The sequence below is a fragment of the Arthrobacter sp. M4 genome, assembly GCF_020251205.1.
Taxonomy (GTDB): Bacteria; Actinomycetota; Actinomycetes; order Actinomycetales; family Micrococcaceae; genus Arthrobacter.
In genome coordinates, this window is sequence record NZ_JAIWYX010000008.1 from 1 (window position 1) to 20071 (window position 20071).

The 20071-nt window shown below is 64.3% G+C and carries 17 protein-coding genes and 2 pseudogenes; 9 read left to right on the forward strand and 10 right to left on the reverse strand.

The features are described 5' to 3' along the window. Nucleotides 1–352: 352 nt before the first annotated feature. Nucleotides 353–547, reverse strand: coding sequence for a hypothetical protein (locus LD110_RS14635; RefSeq protein WP_225499572.1), 195 nt, complete (start codon nucleotides 545–547; stop codon nucleotides 353–355). Between the two features lie 163 nt (nucleotides 548–710). On the opposite strand from LD110_RS14635, the gene LD110_RS23930 reads away from it, so the two are divergent. Next, nucleotides 711–1517, forward strand: coding sequence for an IclR family transcriptional regulator (locus tag LD110_RS23930; protein WP_225499573.1), 807 nt, complete (start codon nucleotides 711–713; stop codon nucleotides 1515–1517). Between the two features lie 88 nt (nucleotides 1518–1605). Here the strand turns inward: LD110_RS23930 and LD110_RS14645 are convergent, their stop codons facing one another. The 3 genes from LD110_RS14645 to LD110_RS14655 are packed head-to-tail and all read right to left on the reverse strand — an operon-like array spanning nucleotide 1606 to nucleotide 4383. Beyond that, complete coding sequence (locus tag LD110_RS14645; RefSeq protein WP_225499574.1) at nucleotides 1606–2385, reverse strand: maleylpyruvate isomerase family mycothiol-dependent enzyme; 780 nt, start codon at nucleotides 2383–2385, stop codon at nucleotides 1606–1608. 1 nt (nucleotide 2386) lies between these two features. Continuing rightward, nucleotides 2387–3304: a fumarylacetoacetate hydrolase family protein gene (locus LD110_RS14650; protein ID WP_225499575.1), complete on the reverse strand. Its 918-nt coding sequence runs from the start codon at nucleotides 3302–3304 to the stop codon at nucleotides 2387–2389. After that, nucleotides 3301–4383, reverse strand: coding sequence for a cupin domain-containing protein (locus tag LD110_RS14655; RefSeq protein ID WP_225499843.1), 1083 nt, complete (start codon nucleotides 4381–4383; stop codon nucleotides 3301–3303). Before LD110_RS14655 ends, LD110_RS14650 begins: the two co-directional genes overlap by 4 nt. 388 nt (nucleotides 4384–4771) lie before the next feature. On the opposite strand from LD110_RS14655, the gene LD110_RS14660 reads away from it, so the two are divergent. The 4 genes from LD110_RS14660 (at nucleotide 4772) to LD110_RS14675 (ending at nucleotide 8329) form a co-directional block, all read left to right on the forward strand. Further along, entirely contained in the window at nucleotides 4772–5473 is a 702-nt protein-coding gene (locus LD110_RS14660) for an alpha/beta fold hydrolase (protein WP_225499576.1), read from the forward strand. Between the two features lie 11 nt (nucleotides 5474–5484). Then, complete coding sequence (locus tag LD110_RS14665; RefSeq protein WP_225499577.1) at nucleotides 5485–6417, forward strand: ABC transporter ATP-binding protein; 933 nt, start codon at nucleotides 5485–5487, stop codon at nucleotides 6415–6417. 3 nt (nucleotides 6418–6420) lie between these two features. Continuing rightward, entirely contained in the window at nucleotides 6421–7668 is a 1248-nt protein-coding gene (locus tag LD110_RS14670; RefSeq protein WP_225499578.1) for an ABC transporter permease, read from the forward strand. 361 nt (nucleotides 7669–8029) lie between these two features. Next, a complete protein-coding gene (locus LD110_RS14675; protein WP_225499579.1) occupies nucleotides 8030–8329 on the forward strand; it encodes a hypothetical protein in 300 nt (99 codons plus the stop codon). 182 nt (nucleotides 8330–8511) lie between these two features. On the opposite strand, the gene LD110_RS14680 is transcribed toward LD110_RS14675, so the two are convergent. From LD110_RS14680 to LD110_RS14700, 6 genes and pseudogenes are all read right to left on the reverse strand, one after another. Continuing rightward, complete coding sequence (locus LD110_RS14680) at nucleotides 8512–8721, reverse strand: dodecin (RefSeq protein ID WP_225499580.1); 210 nt, start codon at nucleotides 8719–8721, stop codon at nucleotides 8512–8514. 618 nt (nucleotides 8722–9339) lie between these two features. Beyond that, nucleotides 9340–10212, reverse strand: a pseudogene (locus LD110_RS24095) (HNH endonuclease); the annotation flags it as partial. A gap of 882 nt (nucleotides 10213–11094) precedes the next feature. Next, nucleotides 11095–12357 (reverse strand): annotated as a pseudogene (locus tag LD110_RS24100) (DUF222 domain-containing protein); the annotation flags it as partial. 202 nt (nucleotides 12358–12559) lie between these two features. Beyond that, complete coding sequence (locus tag LD110_RS14690) at nucleotides 12560–12937, reverse strand: VOC family protein (protein ID WP_225499582.1); 378 nt, start codon at nucleotides 12935–12937, stop codon at nucleotides 12560–12562. Nucleotides 12938–13115: 178 nt separating this feature from the next. Continuing rightward, a complete protein-coding gene (locus LD110_RS14695; protein WP_225499583.1) occupies nucleotides 13116–13862 on the reverse strand; it encodes a FadR/GntR family transcriptional regulator in 747 nt (248 codons plus the stop codon). 50 nt (nucleotides 13863–13912) lie between these two features. Beyond that, complete coding sequence (locus LD110_RS14700; protein ID WP_225499584.1) at nucleotides 13913–14923, reverse strand: alpha/beta fold hydrolase; 1011 nt, start codon at nucleotides 14921–14923, stop codon at nucleotides 13913–13915. 140 nt (nucleotides 14924–15063) lie between these two features. On the opposite strand from LD110_RS14700, the gene LD110_RS14705 reads away from it, so the two are divergent. The 4 genes from LD110_RS14705 to LD110_RS14720 all read left to right on the forward strand — a co-directional run bounded on the left by LD110_RS14705 (nucleotide 15064) and on the right by LD110_RS14720 (nucleotide 20017). Further along, entirely contained in the window at nucleotides 15064–16569 is a 1506-nt protein-coding gene (locus LD110_RS14705; RefSeq protein ID WP_225499585.1) for a four-carbon acid sugar kinase family protein, read from the forward strand. A 44-nt stretch (nucleotides 16570–16613) separates the two neighbouring features. After that, the gene (locus LD110_RS14710; protein ID WP_225499586.1) at nucleotides 16614–17513 is read left to right on the forward strand and encodes an NAD(P)-dependent oxidoreductase; all 900 of its coding nucleotides are present in this window, start codon (nucleotides 16614–16616) and stop codon (nucleotides 17511–17513) included. A 174-nt stretch (nucleotides 17514–17687) separates the two neighbouring features. Then, nucleotides 17688–19154, forward strand: a complete 1467-nt coding sequence (locus LD110_RS14715) for a GntP family transporter (protein WP_225499587.1) — start codon at nucleotides 17688–17690, stop codon at nucleotides 19152–19154. After that, nucleotides 19154–20017 carry a class II fructose-bisphosphate aldolase gene (locus tag LD110_RS14720; protein WP_225499588.1) on the forward strand — a complete coding sequence of 288 codons (864 nt, stop codon included), beginning with the start codon at nucleotides 19154–19156 and terminating at the stop codon, nucleotides 20015–20017. The genes LD110_RS14715 and LD110_RS14720 overlap by 1 nt, the downstream gene beginning before the upstream one ends. Nucleotides 20018–20071: the final 54 nt, after the last annotated feature.

Sequence of the window (20071 nt, forward strand, 5' to 3'; positions counted from 1 at the left end):
ACTCGAGTCACGCCGCGTCCGAACCTGGACCAGACTCCGGCAGCAATCGAGACGACAGCCGCTTGGGACGGCGCCCGCGGCTAGGCGCTGGACTCGAGTCACGCCGCGTCCGAACCTGGACCAGACTCCGGCAGCAATCGAGACGACAGCCGCTTGGGACGGCGCCCGTGGCTAGGCGACCGCTTAAAACGGCGCCCGCGGCTAGGCGCTGGACTCGCGTCAGGCCGCGTCCCAACCTGGACCTTGGCCCCGGCAGAAATCGAGACGACAGCCGCTTAAGACGGCGCCCGAAAACAAAGGGAAGGCCTCGCCGGTATATGGCGGGGCCTTCCCTTTCTGTGGGTTTGCGTTCCTAGCGCGTGTCCTGGTTTTCCTTTTCCCTGTCCTGGCTCTCCCGGTGGCGGGCGATAAATGTCCAGAACCTGGCGTCGTCGGTCTTGGACCACACAGTACGCTCATCAGGTTCGGTGTCGCGACGACCCTCGGTCTTCCTCTCGGTATCCTTGCGGTACCACCGACGGTAGTCCTCGTACGATCCGTAGCACATAACAGACCTCCTAACGGTCTCCCACCCGTTAATCGTCCCCCTAACGGCGGCGTAAGTCGATGGGCCAGCGGTGCTTTGCGTCGATGGCCGCGGTCAGGCCACGGATGGCTGGGCCTGATGCCCTTCTGCGCCCGGCGGCGGAGAGGGGCGCTAAGATTCTGCTGTGCAGAAGTTCCAGATCGTCAAGAAACCCACGTATGCGATCGAATCCGTGGACAACGCCCTGCAACTGATCCTGCTGCTCCAGGAGAGGGAGGTAATCCGCGTCAATGAGGCTGCCGAGCGGCTCGGTGTGGTTCCTTCGACGGCGCACCGGCTGCTTGCGACCCTGGTTTACCGCGGCTTCGCCATCCAGGACGAATCCCGCCGCTACACGGCAGGGCCTTCCCTTCGCGGAACCCCAAAGCAGGGCAGGCTGCAGGATGTTGCCGCCGCGGCCATACCGCACATGGAATCCCTCTCAGCTGCCGTGGGAGAAACGGTCAACCTGGTAGCTCGCTTTGGGACTAGCGTGCGCTTCCTGGCGGGCGTCGAGTCCTCCCAGATCCTTCGCGTGGGCAACCGAACGGGCACGGTACTGCCCGCTCGGCTGTCTTCCGGCGGCAAGGCAATCCTCGCCACGTTCAGCGACGAGGCCCTCCGACAGCTGTACACCGGCCGCGGCGCCCAGCTGTCGGGCGACCTGCTCGGTCCAGACGAGTTCGATTCCCTGCAAGCCGAAATCGCAGTCATCCGGAAGAACGGCTACGCCATGAACATCGGGCGCACGGAGTCGGACATCGCCGCAATTGGCTGTGCCGTGAGGAGCGTGGGAGGAGCGGCTCCGCAGGCGTGGCTGGCAGTCTCGATCAGTGCACCTCGCTCACGCTCCGCGGATCTCGAACGCGCCGAGACCGCCGCGCTGCTTCGAAGCTGCTGCGAGGCGGTTTCAGCGGCCTTGGAAGCCGGCAACTTGGCGGCTCCGCAATAGTTTCTTCAGGGCAGAATCGGGGCTTGTGGGTGTGGGTCGGTTCGTTCCTTCGGGATTCCGCGCACCCAGCTCCGTTCAAGCGCGTCGCCTAGATCCAGCGCGGTGGCGTCGGCACTCCAGCCGGGCTGCCGTCGTCGAGCGTTACCGTCAGCGGTGCGCCGGGCTCTTCACCCTTGCCAGAAGTCCAGCGGCCAGATGCCCAACGGACGACGGCGGCAAGCGGCCCCGCGATGACCGTCACCCCAGGCCTGGGCTCAGCCAAGGTGAAGCCGCCTTCGCCGTCGTGAACCCGAAGTGCCAGCGCTGCTGCGTCTCCGCGTGATTCCCAAGCACCCCAAATGTCGCCGAGAATTCGACGCAGGACCTCCGCAGGGATGTCCGCGAAGCGCGCACCATTGTTGAGGTCGACGGCGTGGAGCCATACCTCACGCGTCCGCATCCACACCGTCTCGGACACCGGCACCGTGCGGCCCTGTGCTGTCCGGACCAACTCGCCCCAACGCTCTGCTGGCAGGTCGCGCCACTCAACCGAGAGATGGATGGCGGAGTGGTCGAACAAGTTCTGCAGCGCGATGGCCGGCAGCGTGGCGCCGAAATCGATTTCCTGGTTCCGTGCCCCGGGCGACGCATACATGGGGTTCTCCACACCCGTGGCGGCCCATTCGACGAGTCGGGCGATGGCCCGGGCGTTGTAGCCCACGTGCGCTATGACGTGCCGGCGCGTCCACCCGGGCAGCAGCGATTGATCGTCGAGGTCCGCATAGGACAGCTCGCCGAGTTTCCGCGCGAAGAACGCGGTACCGCGCCGTGCGGTGAGGAGTCCCGCGGCCACCACGGGATCTTCGACGAGGTCGTGGCGGGCAACCATGTCAGGCCGTCCCGCCGGAAGCGGCCGCGGAAAGCTCGACGCCGGCAGGAACCACGGCGGGCAGTTCGGCTTGGGCACGGGCAACGTTGCGCAGTTCGCCAATGCCTTCAATCGCGACCGTCACCGTCTGACCATCCGTGATGTACACCTCGGGTGTCCGGGCGCGGCCCACGCCACCCGTCGTTCCGGTGAGGATGAGGTCGCCCGGGTTGAGCGTGATCATCTCCGAGATATAGGAGACGAGGTACTCGGGACCGTGCACCAGGTCCCCGATGGAACCGTGCTGCATCTCCTGACCTTCCACGGTGGTGGTGATCGTGGCGTTGCGGTCCAGTTCGTCCGGGGTCACCATCACCGGACCCACAGGAGTGGATGCTTCCCAGACCTTGCCCTGCAACCATTCCTTGGTGCGGAATTGGTACGAGCGCATTGAGATATCGTTCGCCACCGTGTAGCCGGCGATGTACTGTGCGGCTTCGTCTTCTGAGACGCGGCGGGCACGCTTGCCCACAACCACTACCAGTTCGGCCTCCCAGTCGATCGCATGGTCCGAGGCAGGCAGTTCGACGTCGTCGTAGGGTCCGGTGAGCGTTTCGGCGAATTTCGCGAAAAGAGTGGGGTACTGCGGGAGGTCGCGCCCCATCTCCTTGATATGGGATGCGTAATTGAGCCCGACGCACAAAACCTTCGACGGCGAGGGGACCACCGGCGCAAGGTCGGCTCCGCTTACGGGGTGCTTGCCGCCGTCGGCCGCTGCCGCGATCTGCTGCCAGTCCTCGACGGCGAGCAGCGCCCCGAGGTCTGCGTAACCCGGAATCTCGGTGAAAGTGCTGCCATCCTGACGCACGGCGACTGTTGTGGCGGGGGCGCCGGCCGGCGAGCCGTCTCCGGACGGCAGTCGGAGGGTGGCGAGCTTCACTTGGTTTCTCCTTCGATGAATGTGCGGTTGAAGTGCAGGCGCTCGAAGATCGGCTGGTCGCCGAACTTGAACAGGTCGAACTGCGTTACTGCCTCAATGGACCACGCGGCCCAGGACGGGACGACGATCATGTCGCCCTTCCCGACGACGGTCCGCTCACCGTTGAGAACGAAAGCGCCTTCGCCCTCAAATACCTGGTAAACGGACGATCCGACTTCGCGGGTGGTTCGGGTCTGGACGCCCGGGCGCAACCGGTGGTATTCGGCGCGGATGGTCGGCATGACGTCCCCGCCCGTGGTCGGGTTGACGTACCGGATGGCCGCGTGGCCCTGCCCCACCGTGGCGGGGTGGCCTTCATCCTCAAGGGCCAGTTGCTCCGTGAGCGCACGGTCTGTGTGCTCCCAGCGGTAGGCGCCGATCGGTGAGTTGACCGTGTTCTCAAGGCGGGACAGCGGGCGCAGGCCAGGATGGCACCACAGACGCTCAGAGCGGGAGATGTCCGGGGTGGCCTCGTCGGTAACCCGCTCGGTGCCAAATTCGAAGAAACCCGCATCCATGCCATGCACGAACGGGATGTCCAAGCCGTCGATCCACGCCATGGGCTGGTCTGTCTCGTTGTGGTGTCCGTGGAAGTTCCAGCCCGGGGTGAGGAGGAAGTCTCCGCGGCTCATGCGGACAGGGTCGCCATTGACCACCGTCCACACGCCTTCGCCCTCAACCACAAAACGGAAAGCGTTCTGGGAGTGACGGTGCTCGGGGGCGACTTCGTGGCCGCCGAGGTACTGGATCGCGGCCCACAGCGTGGGTGTCGCGTAAGGGCGGCCGGCGAGGCCAGGGTTCGCGAGGGCGATCGCCCTGCGCTCGCCGCCGCGCCCCACTGGCACCAGGTCTCCGGCTCGCTCGGCCAGGGGCAACAGCGTGTTCCAGCGCCAAACGTGCGGAACAGCTGCCGGCGTCGGGACCATGGGCATGAGCTCGTCCAGCTGCGTCCACAGCGGGATCATGTTTTCCTTGGCCATGGTGGCATACATCGCCTCGAGCTCAGCAGCTTCCTCCGGTGTGGGGTCGCTTGCCACCATCGCGTTTGTGCCTGCCGCGTGGGCGTTGGCGCCGTGGGAGTTTGTGGCGTTGCCCGCTGCCGTGCGAACGGCGTCCTCCTGAATGCTCATCGTGGCCTCCTTGCCTATTTTCTGGTCCTGTTTCCGGTCGCCAGCCTGACCTGGCAGTTCCCGCGGTGACCGGTAATTGGTGCATTACGCTAGGCACGAAGGTAATGGGGTGCGAGGTTGGGACGACACTGCATTCTGCGTTGCAGAATTCCCGGAGCTGACTCGGCTTGTTTCTGACCTCACCGCACGTGGCCGGCTCATCGACACTTTCGCACCGCAGCGGCTGGGCAGTCATTGTCTGTGTTGGTATTCGGTGTGAGACTTTGAGTGCCGGGGGACGTGCGTGGATGGGAGGACCATGAGCACCTTCGTTCTCGTCCCCGGTGCCGGGGGAATGGGCTGGTACTGGCACTTGCTTGTGCCGGAACTGGAACGCCTTGGGCACGAGGCAATTGCCGTTGACATCCGGGAGGACGATCCGCGACTGGGACTGCCGGAATACGCCGACATTGTTGTTGACGCCATCGGTGACCGGTCCGACGTCGTACTCGTGGGCCAGTCCCTCGGGGCGTTCACCGTTCCGGTGGTTGCCTGGCGAGTCCCAGTGCGGATGATTGTCCTGCTGAATGCAATGATTCCCTTGCCCGGAGAGACGCCTGGCGAATGGTGGGGAGCTACTGGTCAGCCGCAAGCACGTGAGCTCAACGACAAAGAGGACGGGCGAAGTGGTGAGTTTGACGAGGAAGTGCATTTCCTCCACGACGTCCCGCCGGACGTAGTAGCCGCAGGTGCCGGGGAGCAGCGTGAGCCTTCAGATACCCCGTTCGGCCAACCCTGCGAAATGGAGCGTTGGCCAGACGTCCCCACCAAGGTCCTGATTGGACAGGACGATCGATTCTTTCCTTTGGATTTTCAGCGGAGTCAAGCAAAGGAGCGCCTCCGATTGGTGGGTGATGAAATCCGGGGTGGACACTTAGTCGCCCTCAGCAACCCCGTGGAACTTGCTGCCCGGCTGGATGAATATTCGCGCGAATCCGACCCCGGATCCCGCGTCTCCTAGGGGCGACGGCCATGACTTCGAGTGACGAGGCAAGCGAGCCTTTGGTGCACATCAAGAATTTCAAGATGGATTTCGGGGACAAAACGGTAATCCGCGACCTGTCTTTCGACGTCAGAGCGGGAGAGACGTTCGGCTTTTTGGGCAGTAATGGCTCTGGCAAGACCACAACTCTCCGGGCGCTCCTCGGAATCCACCGTCCCACCGGAGGAGTCCTGCACATTGGTGGGAGGAACTTCGAACCCCGTGATGGATCCCGCTTGGGCTACCTCCCTGAGGAAAGGGGCCTCTATAAGAAGGAGAAGGTCCTGGACGTTATGGTCTACTTCGGCAGGCTCAAAGGATTGGCGAAAACACATGCCCGGGCGTGGTCCCTCAACTATCTGGAGCGAGTCGGGCTAACGGACAAGGCAGCGGTCCGTCTGGACAAGCTGTCGAGCGGGCAGCAGCAAAAGATACAACTTGGCGTAACCATCATGAACAACCCCGAACTGCTCATCCTCGATGAGCCCACGAAGGGATTCGACCCCGTCAACCGACGGCTGCTGATGGACATTATCGAGGAGAACAAGGAAGCCGGAGCCACGGTCATTATGGTGACCCACCAGATGGAGGAAGTGGAGAGGCTTTGTGACCGAGTGATCCTCCTCAAGGACGGTGTTTCCCGCGCCTACGGAACCGTCGAAGAAGTTCAGGAACAATTTGGCGGAACCACGTACCGGGTGGCATATAAGGGAACGTTGCCACGATCGCGGCTCTACGACCTGATTCATGAGGGAAACGGCCATGCCGAGCTGTCACCTCGCCCAGGGGCGGACGAAGCGACAGTGCTAGAGGAACTAGTCCGCGCAGGGGTCGCTGTGCGAAGCTTCACCACCGCGCGGGTTTCCCTGGATGAAATCTTCGTCCAGGTCTACGGCGAGCAGCACGAGATCGCGGAGGTTTGAGCGATGGCGCGCCGTACATTTGGGCAGCACAACCTTGGGACCGTAATTGGGTTTGAATTCACCCGGACCATCAAACGACGGGGCTTTGTGATTGCGACCCTCGCGATCCCCGTGATCATCGGAATCGTGTTCTTACTCATCTACGTCAGCAACAGCACCTCTGCGGCTAATGCCAACGCCCAACGAAACGCGTCCATACGGTTCACCTACACGGATGCGTCCGGGATCATCCCCGACCAGATGGCCGCGCTTATCGGTGGGTCCAAAGCACAGGACCCGCAGGCGGCGCTTAACAACGTCAAGGAGGGGCGCAGCGAAGCCTATTTCGCCTACCCAGCCAACCCTGCAAAGGAACCAGTGAAGGTCTATGGCATCGACAAGGGCATCTTCGAGAACGGTAAGTACGAAGCCGTAGCCAAGCAACTTCTCGAACGGGCCGCGCAAGCGCGGATCGACGCACCGCAATTGGCAGCCGCGATGAGCGGAGGCGTCAAGTTCGAATCAGAGGCATTCAAGGACGGACGGGTGTCAGGTGGAATCGGCTCGGTGATTCCGCCGCTTCTATTCCTAGTCATCTTCTACATCAGCATCATTCTGCTCTCCGGCCAGATGCTGAACAGCACCTTGGAGGAAAAGGAAAATCGTGTCACGGAGATGATCCTGACAACCTTGAACCCAACCACCCTGATCGTCGGGAAGATCGTTTCCCTTTTCCTCGTGGGGCTGGTTCAAATGGCGGTGTTCCTAACCCCCTTTGCGTTGGGTTACGCCTTTTTCCGCGACCGAGTTGCCCTCCCTAATGTGGACTTTTCGTCGCTGACGTTCGACGCCGGACGGATGGTGGTGGGAGGACTGCTGCTGCTGGGCGGTTTCACGTTATTCACAGGCACCCTGGTCGCGATCGGAGCGATCATGCCAACTGCAAAGGAAGCAGGTACGGTTTTCGGGCCGTTGATGGCACTAATCTTCATTCCGTTCTACGCAGTAAGCCTGATCATCAGTGACCCCAGTGCACTGATAGTGCAGGTCTTCACGTACTTTCCGCTGTCGGCACCTGTGACGGCCATGCTCCGTAACGGCTTCGGCACCCTTAACCCAGTGGAGGCGGTGATTGTGATCGCCGAGTTATTCATCACCGGGGCCCTTGTTCTGCGCTTGGCCGTGCACTTCTTCAGGTACGGATCCATCGAATACGGACGCAAGCTGTCCATAGCGGGAACTTTCCGGAGGCGGGAATCGGCGGGAAGATAAGGTCTCCCTGGCGACTGTGCCAATGCATAGCCATTTCTTCAGAATTTGTTTACCTGCCCATAGGGCCGCCTTCGCCGTGCCCAATACGCTGATTCCAGACCCCTGTTCCAATTGCCAGAATTTTCGAAGGATGAGATTCAACGATGAAGCGCATCGCACTTTTGAGGGAGCGCGCAAGCGCTTCCGGTTCCGTAGGCCGAACCGGCTCGCACTGCCCGTCGTCGGGCCTTTGGAGCCCCGAATCGGAACCGCAGGCGCTTCACACGTTTTTTGAGGGCCACGTCTTCCCGGCACACAACGGCTCCGCTACAGTTTGGCGGCGTCAGTTTAGTTCCCCGGAAACGCAGTGATGCAGTCACCGATGACCGCGCAGAGAATGATCCCGGGCGCTGCAAGTCACCTCGCCTTCCTCCAACGAGAGGACCTAAGAACTGAACTTGGCGAGCGGCCAGAGATCGCTGCAGAAGAGTTGTCGCCGTCGCAATGGCCTGAATTGAGCCGTGGCGAAGAGGTTTGGATCCATGAGGACGGATGGGGCTTCGACACCGGTCGGGTGGACGAAGTATCCAAGTACCAGGAAATGATCTGGATCGACCTCGCAGGACGTGGACGGCGACTAATCTGCGGCGGTGACCCCGTCCAAATCTGGACTCGCGGATGAGTCCAACCCTCGCAAAAGACAGTGGCCGCGCCTACAGGTGCGGCCACTGCCATTTATTGGTGCTTGGTTCCTGGGTCGTTTGAATTGGAGGGCATTGAATAAACGGTGCGTCCTCGACGGTCTGAGTTCGGAGTGTCGATTTGGCGATCCGCGCTCAGGCTAACTGGCTCAGAGTCGTAACTTCAGCGTTCTAGGCGGAACCCGAGCTTAATAGTGACTTGCCAGTCGGCAACTTCACCGTCCTCCAGATGGCCGCGTATCTCTTTGACTTCGAACCAGTCAAGATGGCGCAGCGTCTTCGAAGCCGCCCCAACGGCATTCTTGATAGCGGCGTCGACACCCTCGGACGAGGTCCCGACAATCTCGGAAATGCTGTATATGTGGTCAGCCATGGTGCTCCTCAAATCGTCGTTGATACTTGGACAGCAGGCCCTCGGGCAGGCCGTGCAAGCAGACTAGCCGACTACACGTGCGGGGACTAGGGCACCACGCAGCAACTTCGATGCTTGCGATTTTGAATTACTGAAAGCTGGCGCGCTTCGAATCTGCGCCCTACTCGTCGTCGGCTTGATGGTGGCTGCGTTTGTCGGCCCGCGCTGGTGCCCGATCGTTAGTGGCGCGTTTCTCGGTGTTTGCTGTGGCGGCTGGTTTTTTGCGCCGGGGCCGGGGCCGGATCGTTTAGTGGCGCGTTTCTCGGCGTTCTGTGGCGGCTGGTTTTTGATCCGGGGCCGACGCCGACGCGGTCAGCAAGCTTTCGCTCCCCCCGTCGGTATTACCTCGCGCATGGTGGCAGGTGCGGTGCCTCAGGAGGTGCGATTTCATCGTCAGGCACGCTTCAGTTTCCTGGTCTCGGTCCTTGTGGGGCGGGGCCGGGTGGGGCGCGTTCGGACTGTGTGCCGCATGTCAGACCGTGGCTGTCCGCGCTGGATGCGCGGTCTTTGTGTTGCCGGGCCGGGGTGGGGACGCGTTGTGGGTGGTGTTGAACCCGTCGGGGCGCGCGTTCGGGGTTCCTATGTCCTTAGGGGTTGGAAGTAGTGGTTTCGTCGGGGTGTTTGGTGGGGGTCGATGTGGGGTGGCGGGATGAACCAGGGTATGCCGGTTTTGACGTGGATGCGCCATTGTTCCTTGTGCATGAGTTTGTGGTGGTGGGAGCACAGCATCACGCCGTTGTCGGTGCTGGTTTTTCCGCCGCGGGACCAGTAGGTGATGTGGTGGGCCTCGCACCAGTGCGCGGGGCGGATGCAGTCCGGGAAGGCGCAGCCCATGTCGCGGGCGGTGATGGCCTTGCGGATGTGCGGCGGGAAGATCCGGCTGGCCCTCCCGATGCCCAGGACCTGGCCCTCGGAGCCCATCAGCACCGGGATGATCTCAGCGTTGCAGGCGATCTTGCGGATCGTGGCGGCGGTGATCGGGCCGGTGAACATCGCCGTCCCAGTGCCTGAACCCAAACCAGTGGCGGCACCCGCACCAATCGCCGTGCCCGAACCAATGGCGGCGCCCAGGCCGCTGGCCGTGCCGCCGGTGGTACGCGTGTCGGTGGCCGTACCCAAGCCAGCGGCTATGCCCGAGCCGGCGCCCGTGCCTTCGGCGGTGTCGGAGAGCGTGCCCGTCCCCAAGCCGCCGGTGGTGCGCGTGTTGGTGGCGGTGCCCAAGCCTCCGGTGGTGCGTGTGCCGGTATTGGATTTGGTGGCGGTGTTCCCGGTGGTGCCGGTGAGGGTGCGGTAGAGGTCGGGGTAGCTGATGGTGACGCTGACCTGCGGGCGGACCCCGCCGTGGGCGGGCAGCTTTCCGGTGGCCAGGGCCAGGGCGCAGGCATCAACAACGGCGTCCAGCGCTTTCTGGGCCTGAGTGCGCCGGTCCAGCACCGGACCGCCACCATCGCCGCGACCCGCCGCGCCGCTCTCGTTGGCTGACGCCGTCACCGCACCGTGCGGGGCGATCGCGGACGGAAGTACGCTGTTCACCCCGGCTGCCTGCCCCTCCCGACCCGCGGAGGCCCGGCCCGCCTCCAGACAGTCCGAGGCATCCCAGCCCGCGGCCGCCGTGTCCGCGGGGGTCCGGTCAGTAGATTCAACGGCCGCCGAAGCCCTGCCAGCGGATGCATGGTCTGCGGATTCGCTCCCCGCGGAAGCTCTGTCCGCCGAATCCCTGCCGGCGGATGCGTGGTCTGTGGATTCAGGGCCCGCCGAAGCCCCGCCGGTGTACGCATGGCCTGTCCATTCGCTCCCCGCGGAAGCACTGCCGCCGGCCGCATGGCCTGTGGATTCGCAGCCCGCGGCCGCTGTGTCCGTGGTGGCCCGGCCCGCGGATTCAAAGGCCGCCGAAGCCCCGCCGGCGGATGCCCGGCCCGTGAATTCAGAGCCCACGGAAGCTGTGTCCGCAGAATCCCTACCGACGGATGCGTGGTCTGTGGATTCAGAACCCGCGGAAGCCCCGCCGGCGGATGCCTGGCCCGTGAATTCAGAGCCCGCGAAAGCTGTGTCCGCCGAAGCCCCGCCCGCTGAAGCTGGGCCCGCGGATTCAAAGCCCGCCGAAGCCCCGCCCGCGGGAGCTGGGCCGGCGGATGCATGGCCGGAACCATCTGCCGCTGCCTGATCCTCTGCCGCAGTGGCTGCCGTGTCCCCGCTCCACGCTTCCTGACCCGCCCAGGCGTTGCCCGCCGCGACCTTCCCCGCCGCGGCCTTCCCCGCCGCGGCCTTCCCCGCCGCGGCCTGGCCGGGCCCGCCGGTGCTGCCGGTGCTGCCGGTGCCGTTCGCGCGGAGTCTGGGATTGGTGGCGGTGCTGATCACGGTGGCAAGGGTTTCGAACTGCTCAGGCGTGGCGAAGATCTCGATGTGCTGCAAACCCCGGTACGACCGGCGCAGGAACCAGCCCTGACGGCGGCGCAGTTCCTCCTCACCAGGCTCGGCACCATCCTGGTCCACCGCATCCACCCAGCGCTGAGCGACACGGTGCACAAAATCCGGGTCGGACTCCGCCGCGGTGCGCGTCAACGCCCGCTCCATCCGGGCCAACAGAGCCGGTTCGGCCACATGCCTGACCTTCTCCAACGCCATGCTCACAGCAGTCGCCGACGCCGAGGGCACCTCCGCCGCGGCCACCGCCCCGGCGAGCTCACCAAGCCGCGCCGGAACCAACTGCCCCGCGATCCCCCGCGAATCCAGCACCGCCCCGGCAAGAGCCAGACGCCGCTTGGCCTCCCTGATCCCAATCCGCAACCGCACCCGCAAAAACTCAGCCGCAGTCCGAAACCCGTCATCCGCCACCACCCTCACCGCAGCAGACACCACCGCAGCAGACACCGGACCCGGCGACGACACCGAGGAAACCGGCCCAGACAGGCCAGGCCCGTCCCCGGAGACCTCCCGCAGCCCCGGTCCGCTGTTTTCTGCCGCGGCCCGGCCCGGGATGTCCCCCGACGGTCCGGCCGCCCGCGAGCCGGAATCATCAGGGCCGTCGGAATTATCAGCGTCCACGGAATCATCAGGGCTTGCGGAATCATCACGGCCGTCGGGATTGCCGGGGCCGTCGGGATTATCGGGGCCGTGGGCCTCGGTCCACCCCGTCCGCCAGCCCGCAGGCGCATCCAGCCTCGACGCAGCCGCCAGCGCCTCCCGCCGGGTCCTGTCCACCGCCTGCGCGGCAACCAACTGCAGGAACTCCACCGACCGGGACAACTCCTCCACCTGCCCGGCGAAATCCGCGGCCGCAAAGACATCAAACACGGCCGCCTCCGCCACAGCCTGCCCCCGAAGCTCCACAGAATCAGCAAGCAACCGCCCAAGCAGCTCAAAACCAACCCCCGAACCAAGCGGCGCGAGATGTCCAGCACCGAAACCGGACCCCACGCCGTCTCCAGCGCCGGACCCTGCCGTACCTTCAGCACCGGAACCAACCCCCAACCCGTCCGGCGCAACCAACCCAGCACCCGAACCCGACGCAAGAACCCCGTCCGCATCCGGAATCCGCGCACCACCCAAACCAGGACCAGAGCCCCGGGAAGAGTCACGCTGCACGAACGGTTCCATGCATCAACCCTCACACCCACACGAACGGATCCCAGCACCCAAAAACCCGTATGTGCGCAAACCCCGCTATGTGCATAACTTCCCAGCGCGTGGACTCGGCTCAGCGACGCTGGAGGACCGACCTGGGGCGATATGGAGATTCACGGGCAGTTCGTTGTGCCGGACAAATCGTGGGTGGCGCGCAAACCGGCACATCATGGGATCAGGGCTCGAGTCGCCTGCGCAGTAGGCAGAATTCGTTGCCCTCAGGGTCGGCCAGGACGTGCCATTGTTCGTCGCCGGTCTGCCCGACATCGGCGGGCCGGGCGCCCAGGGCGAGCAACCGTTCCAGCTCGGCGTCCTGGTCCCGGTCGACGGGGTTGACGTCGATGTGCAGGGGCAGTCTCCCTGTGCGCGGGTCGTTGCTGGGGCTCAGGATGATGGTGGGCTGAAGGCCGCCGAACCCGGCGTCGGGCGGGCCGATCTCGATGGCACCGTCCTCCCGGTCGAGCTCGACGTAGCCAAGGACGTCGCTCCAGAACCGCGCGAGCAGTTCGGGGTCGGCGCACTTGAGGACCAGTTCGCTGATACGGGAAGTCATGTGACCCAGTGTACGGAGACGCCCGGTACGAATTCAGTCGACATCCGCATCCGCGTGAGATGGCACCGTCCCGCCGGAACCGTAACCATGAACCCCCAACGAGGACACCTCCCGCCTGCCGCCAATGCACCTGCCAGGTCAGACCCGGATCCCCGTCCCTGACCCACCGACGCCGTTCCTATGCGCTTTTTTCGCTTCTTTCCCGCGTTTCTCTAAGCGCAGAAGCCTCGTGCAGCACGTACGACTTCAGATCGTCCAGGGTCTGCTGCATGTGCGCATCCATGGCCGTTCGGGCGCTGACGGCGTTGCGGGATTCCAGTGCCTTCAGAATGGCCGCGTGGTGCCAGATCGCGTGTTCCTGGATGTCGGGAACTTCGGAGGTCTGTGTTCGGCGTGATTCCAGCACCCGGTGCAGCGGCTCAAAAAGTACCGCCACAAAAACGTTGCCCGAGGCGTGCAGGATGATGTCGTGGAAGGCCAGATCAGCCTCTACAAAGGCGGCCACATCGTTGATTTCGTGCGCGGACCGCATGCGATCAACGCGGCTGCGCAACGCTGCCAGGTCGTCGTCGGACACCCGCTCTGCGGCCAGTTCGCAGGCTCCCACTTCCAGCATCCGGCGCAGTTCGATCAGCTGAATCGCGGCTGCGGCGTCGTTGGTGCCTTCAGATGCCGCCCGGAGGACGGCCTCCAGGGAAGCCCAACGATTAAGTGGGTTGACGAAGGTTCCGCGGCCGCGCTCCACACTGAGGATGCGCTGGGCTTCCAGCGTCTTCATGGCTTCCCGCACGGTCATGCGGCTTACCTCATGCCGCGCGCTGAGTTCGAGTTCGCCGGGCACTACAGTTCCCGGCGGGAACTCCCCGGCGACGATCCGGTCCAGCAACTCATCAGCGACGACGCCGACCAGCGATTTGCGTGCCATCGTAAACGTTCTCCCTTGGTAACCGCCGTCGCCCCTTCGCGGCCGCGGCTTTAGATGTCTGACATCTTACGCGTCGCGGCGCCTGATTGACTCCAAAATTCCACAAGTGCTGCCGCGCAGGCCGCTGGCTGTTCCCAGTGAACGCTGTGTCCGGATTCGGGGATTGCGGCCAGCCGCCGCGACGGCGCGGCCGAAACGAAATCACGAACCTGATCGGGAGTCCGAACTTTGTCGCCGGTCCCCACCAGCACCAGCAGTGGCGCCTGGACCCGAGCGGGCAAATCAGCGGGGACGCCCTCCATCGCGGCCAGCCCGCTGGGCCCCAGCACGCTGAATGGCACCTCGAAGCCACGGCTGAGCAGTCGCCGGTCGTCCGGGGAGAGGGTGCCGTACCAGGCATCCATGCAGCGGTTTTTGGTGTCGTCGTCGACGAATCCCTGCGTGAGCTGGTGAAGCAGCATCGACCGGAAATTCTCGTTTGGGGGAGCGGGCACCATGCCCACCAGCGTCAAGGTCTCGACGACATCTGGGAAATTAGCGGCAATCGTCAAGGCAACACTTCCGCCTAAAGAATGGCCAACCAGGTGCACGCGGCCCGCGGCCTGTGCCCTCATGGAACCGACGACGGCGGCAGCGGCGGTTTCGAGCGTCCAACGGAAGCCCGCGGGGAGTTCATCGGAGACGTGATAGCCGGGCAGCGAGCAAATCCAAACTTCGGATCCGCGGGCTGTAAGCACGTCCGCAAGTGGCCTCCAATAGAGAGGGTCTGACGCCCAGCCATGGAGGAGTACAACGGGCGTGAGTTTCGCGCGCCGGCCGGCCGGAGGCTGTTCAACGAACGACGACGGTCCGTCGGCAGCCGCGGTGTCCGTCGCCCTTGGCGCGTCGTGCGAACCAGAACCAGTTGGAGCAGGAGGACCTGCCGCCGTCGGTACCTCAGCCATTGAGTCAGAAAGTTGCGCGCTTGGAACTGTCCCGGCAGGCCGCAAAACGTCCACGTGAACCATCGGAATGGCGCCGTCGTCCGCGTCGGAGCCAAAGTCGGGAGCGTGTTCTGGCATGGGCCCAGCGTAAGCCGGGCCCCGCACAAAAGGACGTGTTGCACCTTGCCGGGAGCTGTGTCACACTAATGGAAATGTTAGATGTCTGACATCTTACAAATCGAAGCCAGCAACAGAGATTTCCCACGATGGAGTGCCCCGTGATCCTTGAAGCCGACGTTCTGTCCGCCTTTCCCGCGGAAGTCCGGATCCCCGCCCAGCTGGTTGCCGACGCTGTAACAGCGTCCTCGGCAGAATCGCCTCGCATCCTGGTGGTCCTGGACGACGATCCCACCGGTACCCAGTCGGTCGCCAACCTGCCGGTGCTGACCCGCTGGGATGTCCAGGACTTCGAGTGGGCCTTCACGCACATCGCTGAGAGCCAGTCCAAGCCGGCCGTTTACGTTCTCACGAACACCCGCAGCCTGGACCCGGCAGAAGCCGCAGACCGCAATGAAGAGGTCGTCCGCAACGCCCTCGCCGCCGCCGGCGACAGCGTCCGCCTCGGATTCGTCAGCCGGAGCGACTCCACACTCCGCGGTCACTACCCCCTGGAACCGGACGTCATCGCAGCAACCGTGGCGGACGTTACCGGCGAGGCGACTGACGGCGTCGTTATTGTTCCCGCGTTTCCCGACGCCGGTCGCGTCACCATCGGCGGTGTCCACTACATGCGCGGCACGGGCGAGAGCGCTGGATCCCTGATCCCGGTCGCCGAGACCGAGTTCGCCAAGGATGCCAGCTTCGGTTTCGCCAACTCAGTGATGGCGGAATACGTGCAGGAGAAGTCCCAGGGACGCTTCACCGCTGACTCCGTTATTGTCCTGGACCTCAACGTCATTCGCGCGGCTGGTCCGGACGGAGACCCGGCGGTTTCCGCAAAGGCCATCGCGGACGCAATCGAAGGGGCAACAAACTCCACCCCGATCGTGGCCGACATCGTCACTGAAAACGACTTTCGCGCCCTGGCCCTTGGCCTTGAGGAAGCGGAGCGTCGCGGCAAGAAGCTGCTCTACCGCGTGGGTCCGCCGTTCGTCCGTGGTCGGATCGGCCAGGAAATCCGCGACGCCCTGACCGGTGAAGAGGCTTACGAAGGCAACAACCCCTCCACAGCAGGCGGACTGATCGTCGTCGGATCCCACGTCGGCCTCACGACCCGGCAGTTGAACGTCCTCACCGCGGAACACAGCTCCGCCAACATCATCGAAATCGACGTCGAAAGGCTGCTGACGGACAGCGCCGCGGGTGACAGCGGAGCGGACGCCTACATCGACACTGTGGTTGCCGCCGTCGTCGACGCCCTCAAGGGTGGCGACGTAATCGTCCACACCAGCCGCCTGCTGATCAAGACCGACGACGCCGCCGAAAGCCTGCGGATCGCCCGTACCGTGTCTGCCGCCGTCGTCGCGGTGGTGAACCGCACGCTGAAGACCTTCCCGCCGCGTTTTGTCATCGCCAAGGGTGGCATCACGTCGTCCGACGTCGCCGCGCATGGCCTAGAAATCCGCCATGGGATCGTCCGCGGGCCGATGCTTCCCGGCATCGTCTCCCTGTGGGAGCCGGTGGATGGCCCCGCCAAGGGCATCCCCTACATCGTTTTCGCGGGCAACGTGGGCGGCGACGAATCCTTGTCCCAGGTGACCCGCAAGCTCAGCGCCACCTTCTAGACCCTTCCTGAACCCCTAACAGTAGTAATTCAACGGAGAACGCCATGACCACCAACTACACCGTCACTGTCCTGGGACTCGGAGCCATGGGCCTGCCCATGGCCACCCGCCTGGCCACCGAGCTCAACGTCCACGGCTTCGACATCGCCGCAGAGCGCATGGACCTGGCTGCAAAGTCCGGCGTCCGCACCTTCGATTCCGCTCGTGAAGCCACCCAGGACACCGACGCGCTGCTCCTCGCCGTGCGCAATGGCGAACAGCTCAACGACGTCCTTTTCGGCGAGAACGGTGTTGCCACTGTCCTCAAGCCAGGTTCCGTGGTGATCCTCACCAGCACCGTCGGTACTGAGGCGATCCCCGCCACCGTGGCGAAGCTCGCGGAATTCGGCGTGTCCTTGGTGGACGCTCCACTGTCCGGCGGTCCCAAGCGCGCCGGTGAGGGCGACCTGCTGATCGTGGTCGGCGCTGAGCCCGTTGCCTTGGAAACCGCCCGCCCGGTCCTGGAACTGCTGGCCTCCACCCTGAGCATCGTCGGCGACAAGCCGGGCGACGGCCAAGCGCTCAAGACCGTCAACCAGCTCCTGTGCGGTGTGCACATCGCTGCCGCTGCCGAGGCAATGGCCCTGGCCGACGCCCTCGGCCTGGACCAGGCCAAGACTCTTGCCGCCCTTGAGGCCGGTGCAGCTGGATCGTTTATGCTGTCCAACCGCGGCCCGCGCATCCTCGAGGCGTACACCGAAGACGGCGCCGAGGTTCTCAGCCGCCTGGACATCTTCGTCAAGGACATGGGCATCGTTGGGAAGGCTACCCGCGCAGCTGGCCTGGCCGCTCCTGTTGCTGCTGCAGCCGAGCAGCTCTACCTGTTGGGCCAGGCGCAGGGCCTCGCGGCTGCGGACGACTCTGCCGTCATCAAGGTCGTCGCACCCACCAAGCGCACCGCTTAATTCAAGTTTGTGTACAGCTCCGTCCCCTAAAGCCGCCGTGTAACGGCACGCTCTGTACACAAACTCCCAGACATCCCCCCAAGAAAGACCGCGACGACGGCGGTCCCGTTCCCGCCGTCGTCGCGCCCTCCAGCTGGTTTTCCCTAAACTGGTATGTCAAAGGAGACTCTCCACATGATCCCCCTTCTCAATACGCTGGCGGTTAGTGCCGCCGACGCGCCTGCCATCAAGCCGGCGGTAGAGCTCGGCACGCCGTTGCTGCTCGCTATCGCCGCCGCAGGCATCGCGCTGCTGTTGGTGCTGATCATCCGCTTCAAGGTCCAAGCTTTTGTTGCCCTGCTCGCCACCAGCATCCTGGTTGGCGTCGCTGCGCAGATCCCGCTTAAGGACATCTTCACGGTTGTCACCAACGGAGTGGGCAGCACCATGGGCAAGGTTGCGCTGCTCATTGCCCTGGGCGCCATCCTCGGCCGCATGATCGAGGTTTCCGGCGGTGTGCAGTCGCTGGCCACGCACTTCACGGAGAAACTCGGCGCCAAGAGGGTTGCGATTGCGCTGACCGCCGTCGGCTTCCTTGTCGCCATCCCCGTGTTCTTTGAAGTCGGCGTTATTGTGCTGGTGCCGATCGTCTACGCTTTCGCGAAGATCGCCAACGTGCACCCCGTGAAGTTCGGCCTGCCCATGGCCGGCATCATGCTGTCCATCCACGTGGCCGTCCCGCCGCACCCGGGCATCGTTGCCGGCGCCGGCGTGTTCGGCGCGGACATTGGGCTCATCACGCTCATCTCCCTGCTGATTTGCGTCCCGCTCGGCTTCCTGTCCTACTGGGTGGCCAGCATCATGAACCGCAAGGACTACGAACTCCTCCCCGGCATCAAAGCCCAGGTGGACGAATTCGGTTCGAAGTCCCTGATCCACGCAGGCCACGTCGGTCCCGGCGCTGCAACCATCGCTCCGCCGCGTCCGGGCCTGATCATCTTCCTGATCGCAGCCCCGATCGTACAGATCCTCCTCGGCACCATCGGAACGCTCACCCTTGACAAGAAGGACTTCTGGTACGGCGTCGCATCGTTCGTCGGCAACCCGTTCTTCGCGCTCCTGGTGGCTGTAACGCTGTCCTTCTTCCTGCTTGCTGTCCGTCGCCGCTGGTCCATGAAGGAAACCGGGGAGATCTTTGAGGATGCCCTGCCGCCGATCGCTTCCATCCTGATGGTCGTCGCCTCGGGTGGCGTGTTTGGTGAAGTCCTCCGCACGTCGGGCATCGGCGCCGCACTGTCCACCACCCTGGACAGCCTTGGCCTCCCGATCATCGTGCTCGGCTTCATCATCTCCCTGGCCCTCCGTGCCGCCCAGGGCTCCGCGACGGTCGCCATCGTCACGACGACGGGCCTGCTCACGTCCGCGGTCAGCGCCGGCGGCTACACTCCTGCGCAGATCGCAGTGATCGTCATCGCCATCGGCTTCGGCTCGCTGGGTCTTTCCCACGTCACTGACGCAGGCTTCTGGACCGTGGTCCGTTACTACGGCCTCACCGTCTCAGACGGCCTCAAGACCTGGACTGTCCTCACCACCATCCTCGGCCTGGCCGGCTTCGTGCTGACCTACGTCGCTTGGATCCTGGTGGGAGGTTTGGCCCACTAATGCGCGCCAAACTCGACGAACTGGTCACCTCTGCCCTCAGGCAGGGATCCGCGGTTCCGGCCTTCACCTGCTACGACTTCACCACTGCCTTGGCCGTGGTGGCCGCTGCGGAGGAGGCTGGCCGGAGCGTGATCCTGCTGGTTGCCCCGAAGACCGCCGCTACTCCCAGCGGCCTGCGCCTGATTGCGGCGCTCCGGGCACTCGCCCACGACGCTTCCGTTCCGGTCTGCGTGCAGCTGGACCACGCTTCGGACCTGGCGGTCATCGTGGACTCCGTTGCCGTAGGAGCGGACGCGGTCCTGGTGGACGGCTCAAGCCTGCCGTTCGAGGACAACATCGCCCTGGTGCGGGCGGCCCGGGCGACCTTGGACGCCAAAGGCTTTCCCGGCGTCGTATTTGAAGCGGAACTGGGCGGCCTGGCTGGCGACGAGGACCGGGCATTCGCGTCCGATTCCGCCGGGCATGACGCCGCTGGCCTCACCGATTCATCCCAGGTTGAGGAGTTCGTTGTCCGCACCGGCGCGCAGCTCCTGGCTGTTGCCGTCGGGAATGTCCATGGCAAGTACAAGGGGGAGCCGCGGCTCCGCTGGGATGTCCTGCAGGACATCGCGGTACGCACTCGGATCCCGCTGGTGCTGCACGGTGCTTCCGGCATCCCGGCCGACGAGCTGGTGAAGGCTGCATCAATGAACGTGGGCAAGGTGAACTTCAACACCGAACTGCGCACGGGCATCCTAGCCACACTGGAGGCTGAAACCGCTTCCCACCGGGCCGACGGAGAGAACCTTCAGGGATTGCTCGGCCGCTGGACCTCGTCGGCGTCCGCGTTCGCCGGAACCACGCTGCAGACACTCAGCCGCTAGGCGCCACTCAGCCGCTGCGGTGCTCAACAGAACTGTCATACAGGGAGGCTAGGA

Bases quoted from the DNA above. Each gene is read 5' to 3' on its own strand.
- LD110_RS14635 (WP_225499572.1), bottom strand. From the start codon at position 547: ATGTGCTACGGATCGTACGAGGACTACCGTCGGTGGTACCGCAAGGAT.
- LD110_RS14645 (WP_225499574.1), bottom strand. From the start codon at position 2,385: ATGGTTGCCCGCCACGACCTCGTCGAAGATCCCGTGGTGGCCGCGGGA.
- LD110_RS14655 (WP_225499843.1), bottom strand. From the start codon at position 4,383: ATGGTGGCAAGCGACCCCACACCGGAGGAAGCTGCTGAGCTCGAGGCG.
- LD110_RS14660 (WP_225499576.1), top strand. From the start codon at position 4,772: ATGAGCACCTTCGTTCTCGTCCCCGGTGCCGGGGGAATGGGCTGGTAC.
- LD110_RS14665 (WP_225499577.1), top strand. From the start codon at position 5,485: ATGACTTCGAGTGACGAGGCAAGCGAGCCTTTGGTGCACATCAAGAAT.
- LD110_RS14670 (WP_225499578.1), top strand. From the start codon at position 6,421: ATGGCGCGCCGTACATTTGGGCAGCACAACCTTGGGACCGTAATTGGG.
- LD110_RS14675 (WP_225499579.1), top strand. From the start codon at position 8,030: ATGACCGCGCAGAGAATGATCCCGGGCGCTGCAAGTCACCTCGCCTTC.
- LD110_RS14680 (WP_225499580.1), bottom strand. From the start codon at position 8,721: ATGGCTGACCACATATACAGCATTTCCGAGATTGTCGGGACCTCGTCC.
- LD110_RS14690 (WP_225499582.1), bottom strand. From the start codon at position 12,937: ATGACTTCCCGTATCAGCGAACTGGTCCTCAAGTGCGCCGACCCCGAA.
- LD110_RS14695 (WP_225499583.1), bottom strand. From the start codon at position 13,862: ATGGCACGCAAATCGCTGGTCGGCGTCGTCGCTGATGAGTTGCTGGAC.
- LD110_RS14700 (WP_225499584.1), bottom strand. From the start codon at position 14,923: ATGCCAGAACACGCTCCCGACTTTGGCTCCGACGCGGACGACGGCGCC.
- LD110_RS14710 (WP_225499586.1), top strand. From the start codon at position 16,614: ATGACCACCAACTACACCGTCACTGTCCTGGGACTCGGAGCCATGGGC.
- LD110_RS14715 (WP_225499587.1), top strand. From the start codon at position 17,688: ATGATCCCCCTTCTCAATACGCTGGCGGTTAGTGCCGCCGACGCGCCT.
- LD110_RS14720 (WP_225499588.1), top strand. From the start codon at position 19,154: ATGCGCGCCAAACTCGACGAACTGGTCACCTCTGCCCTCAGGCAGGGA.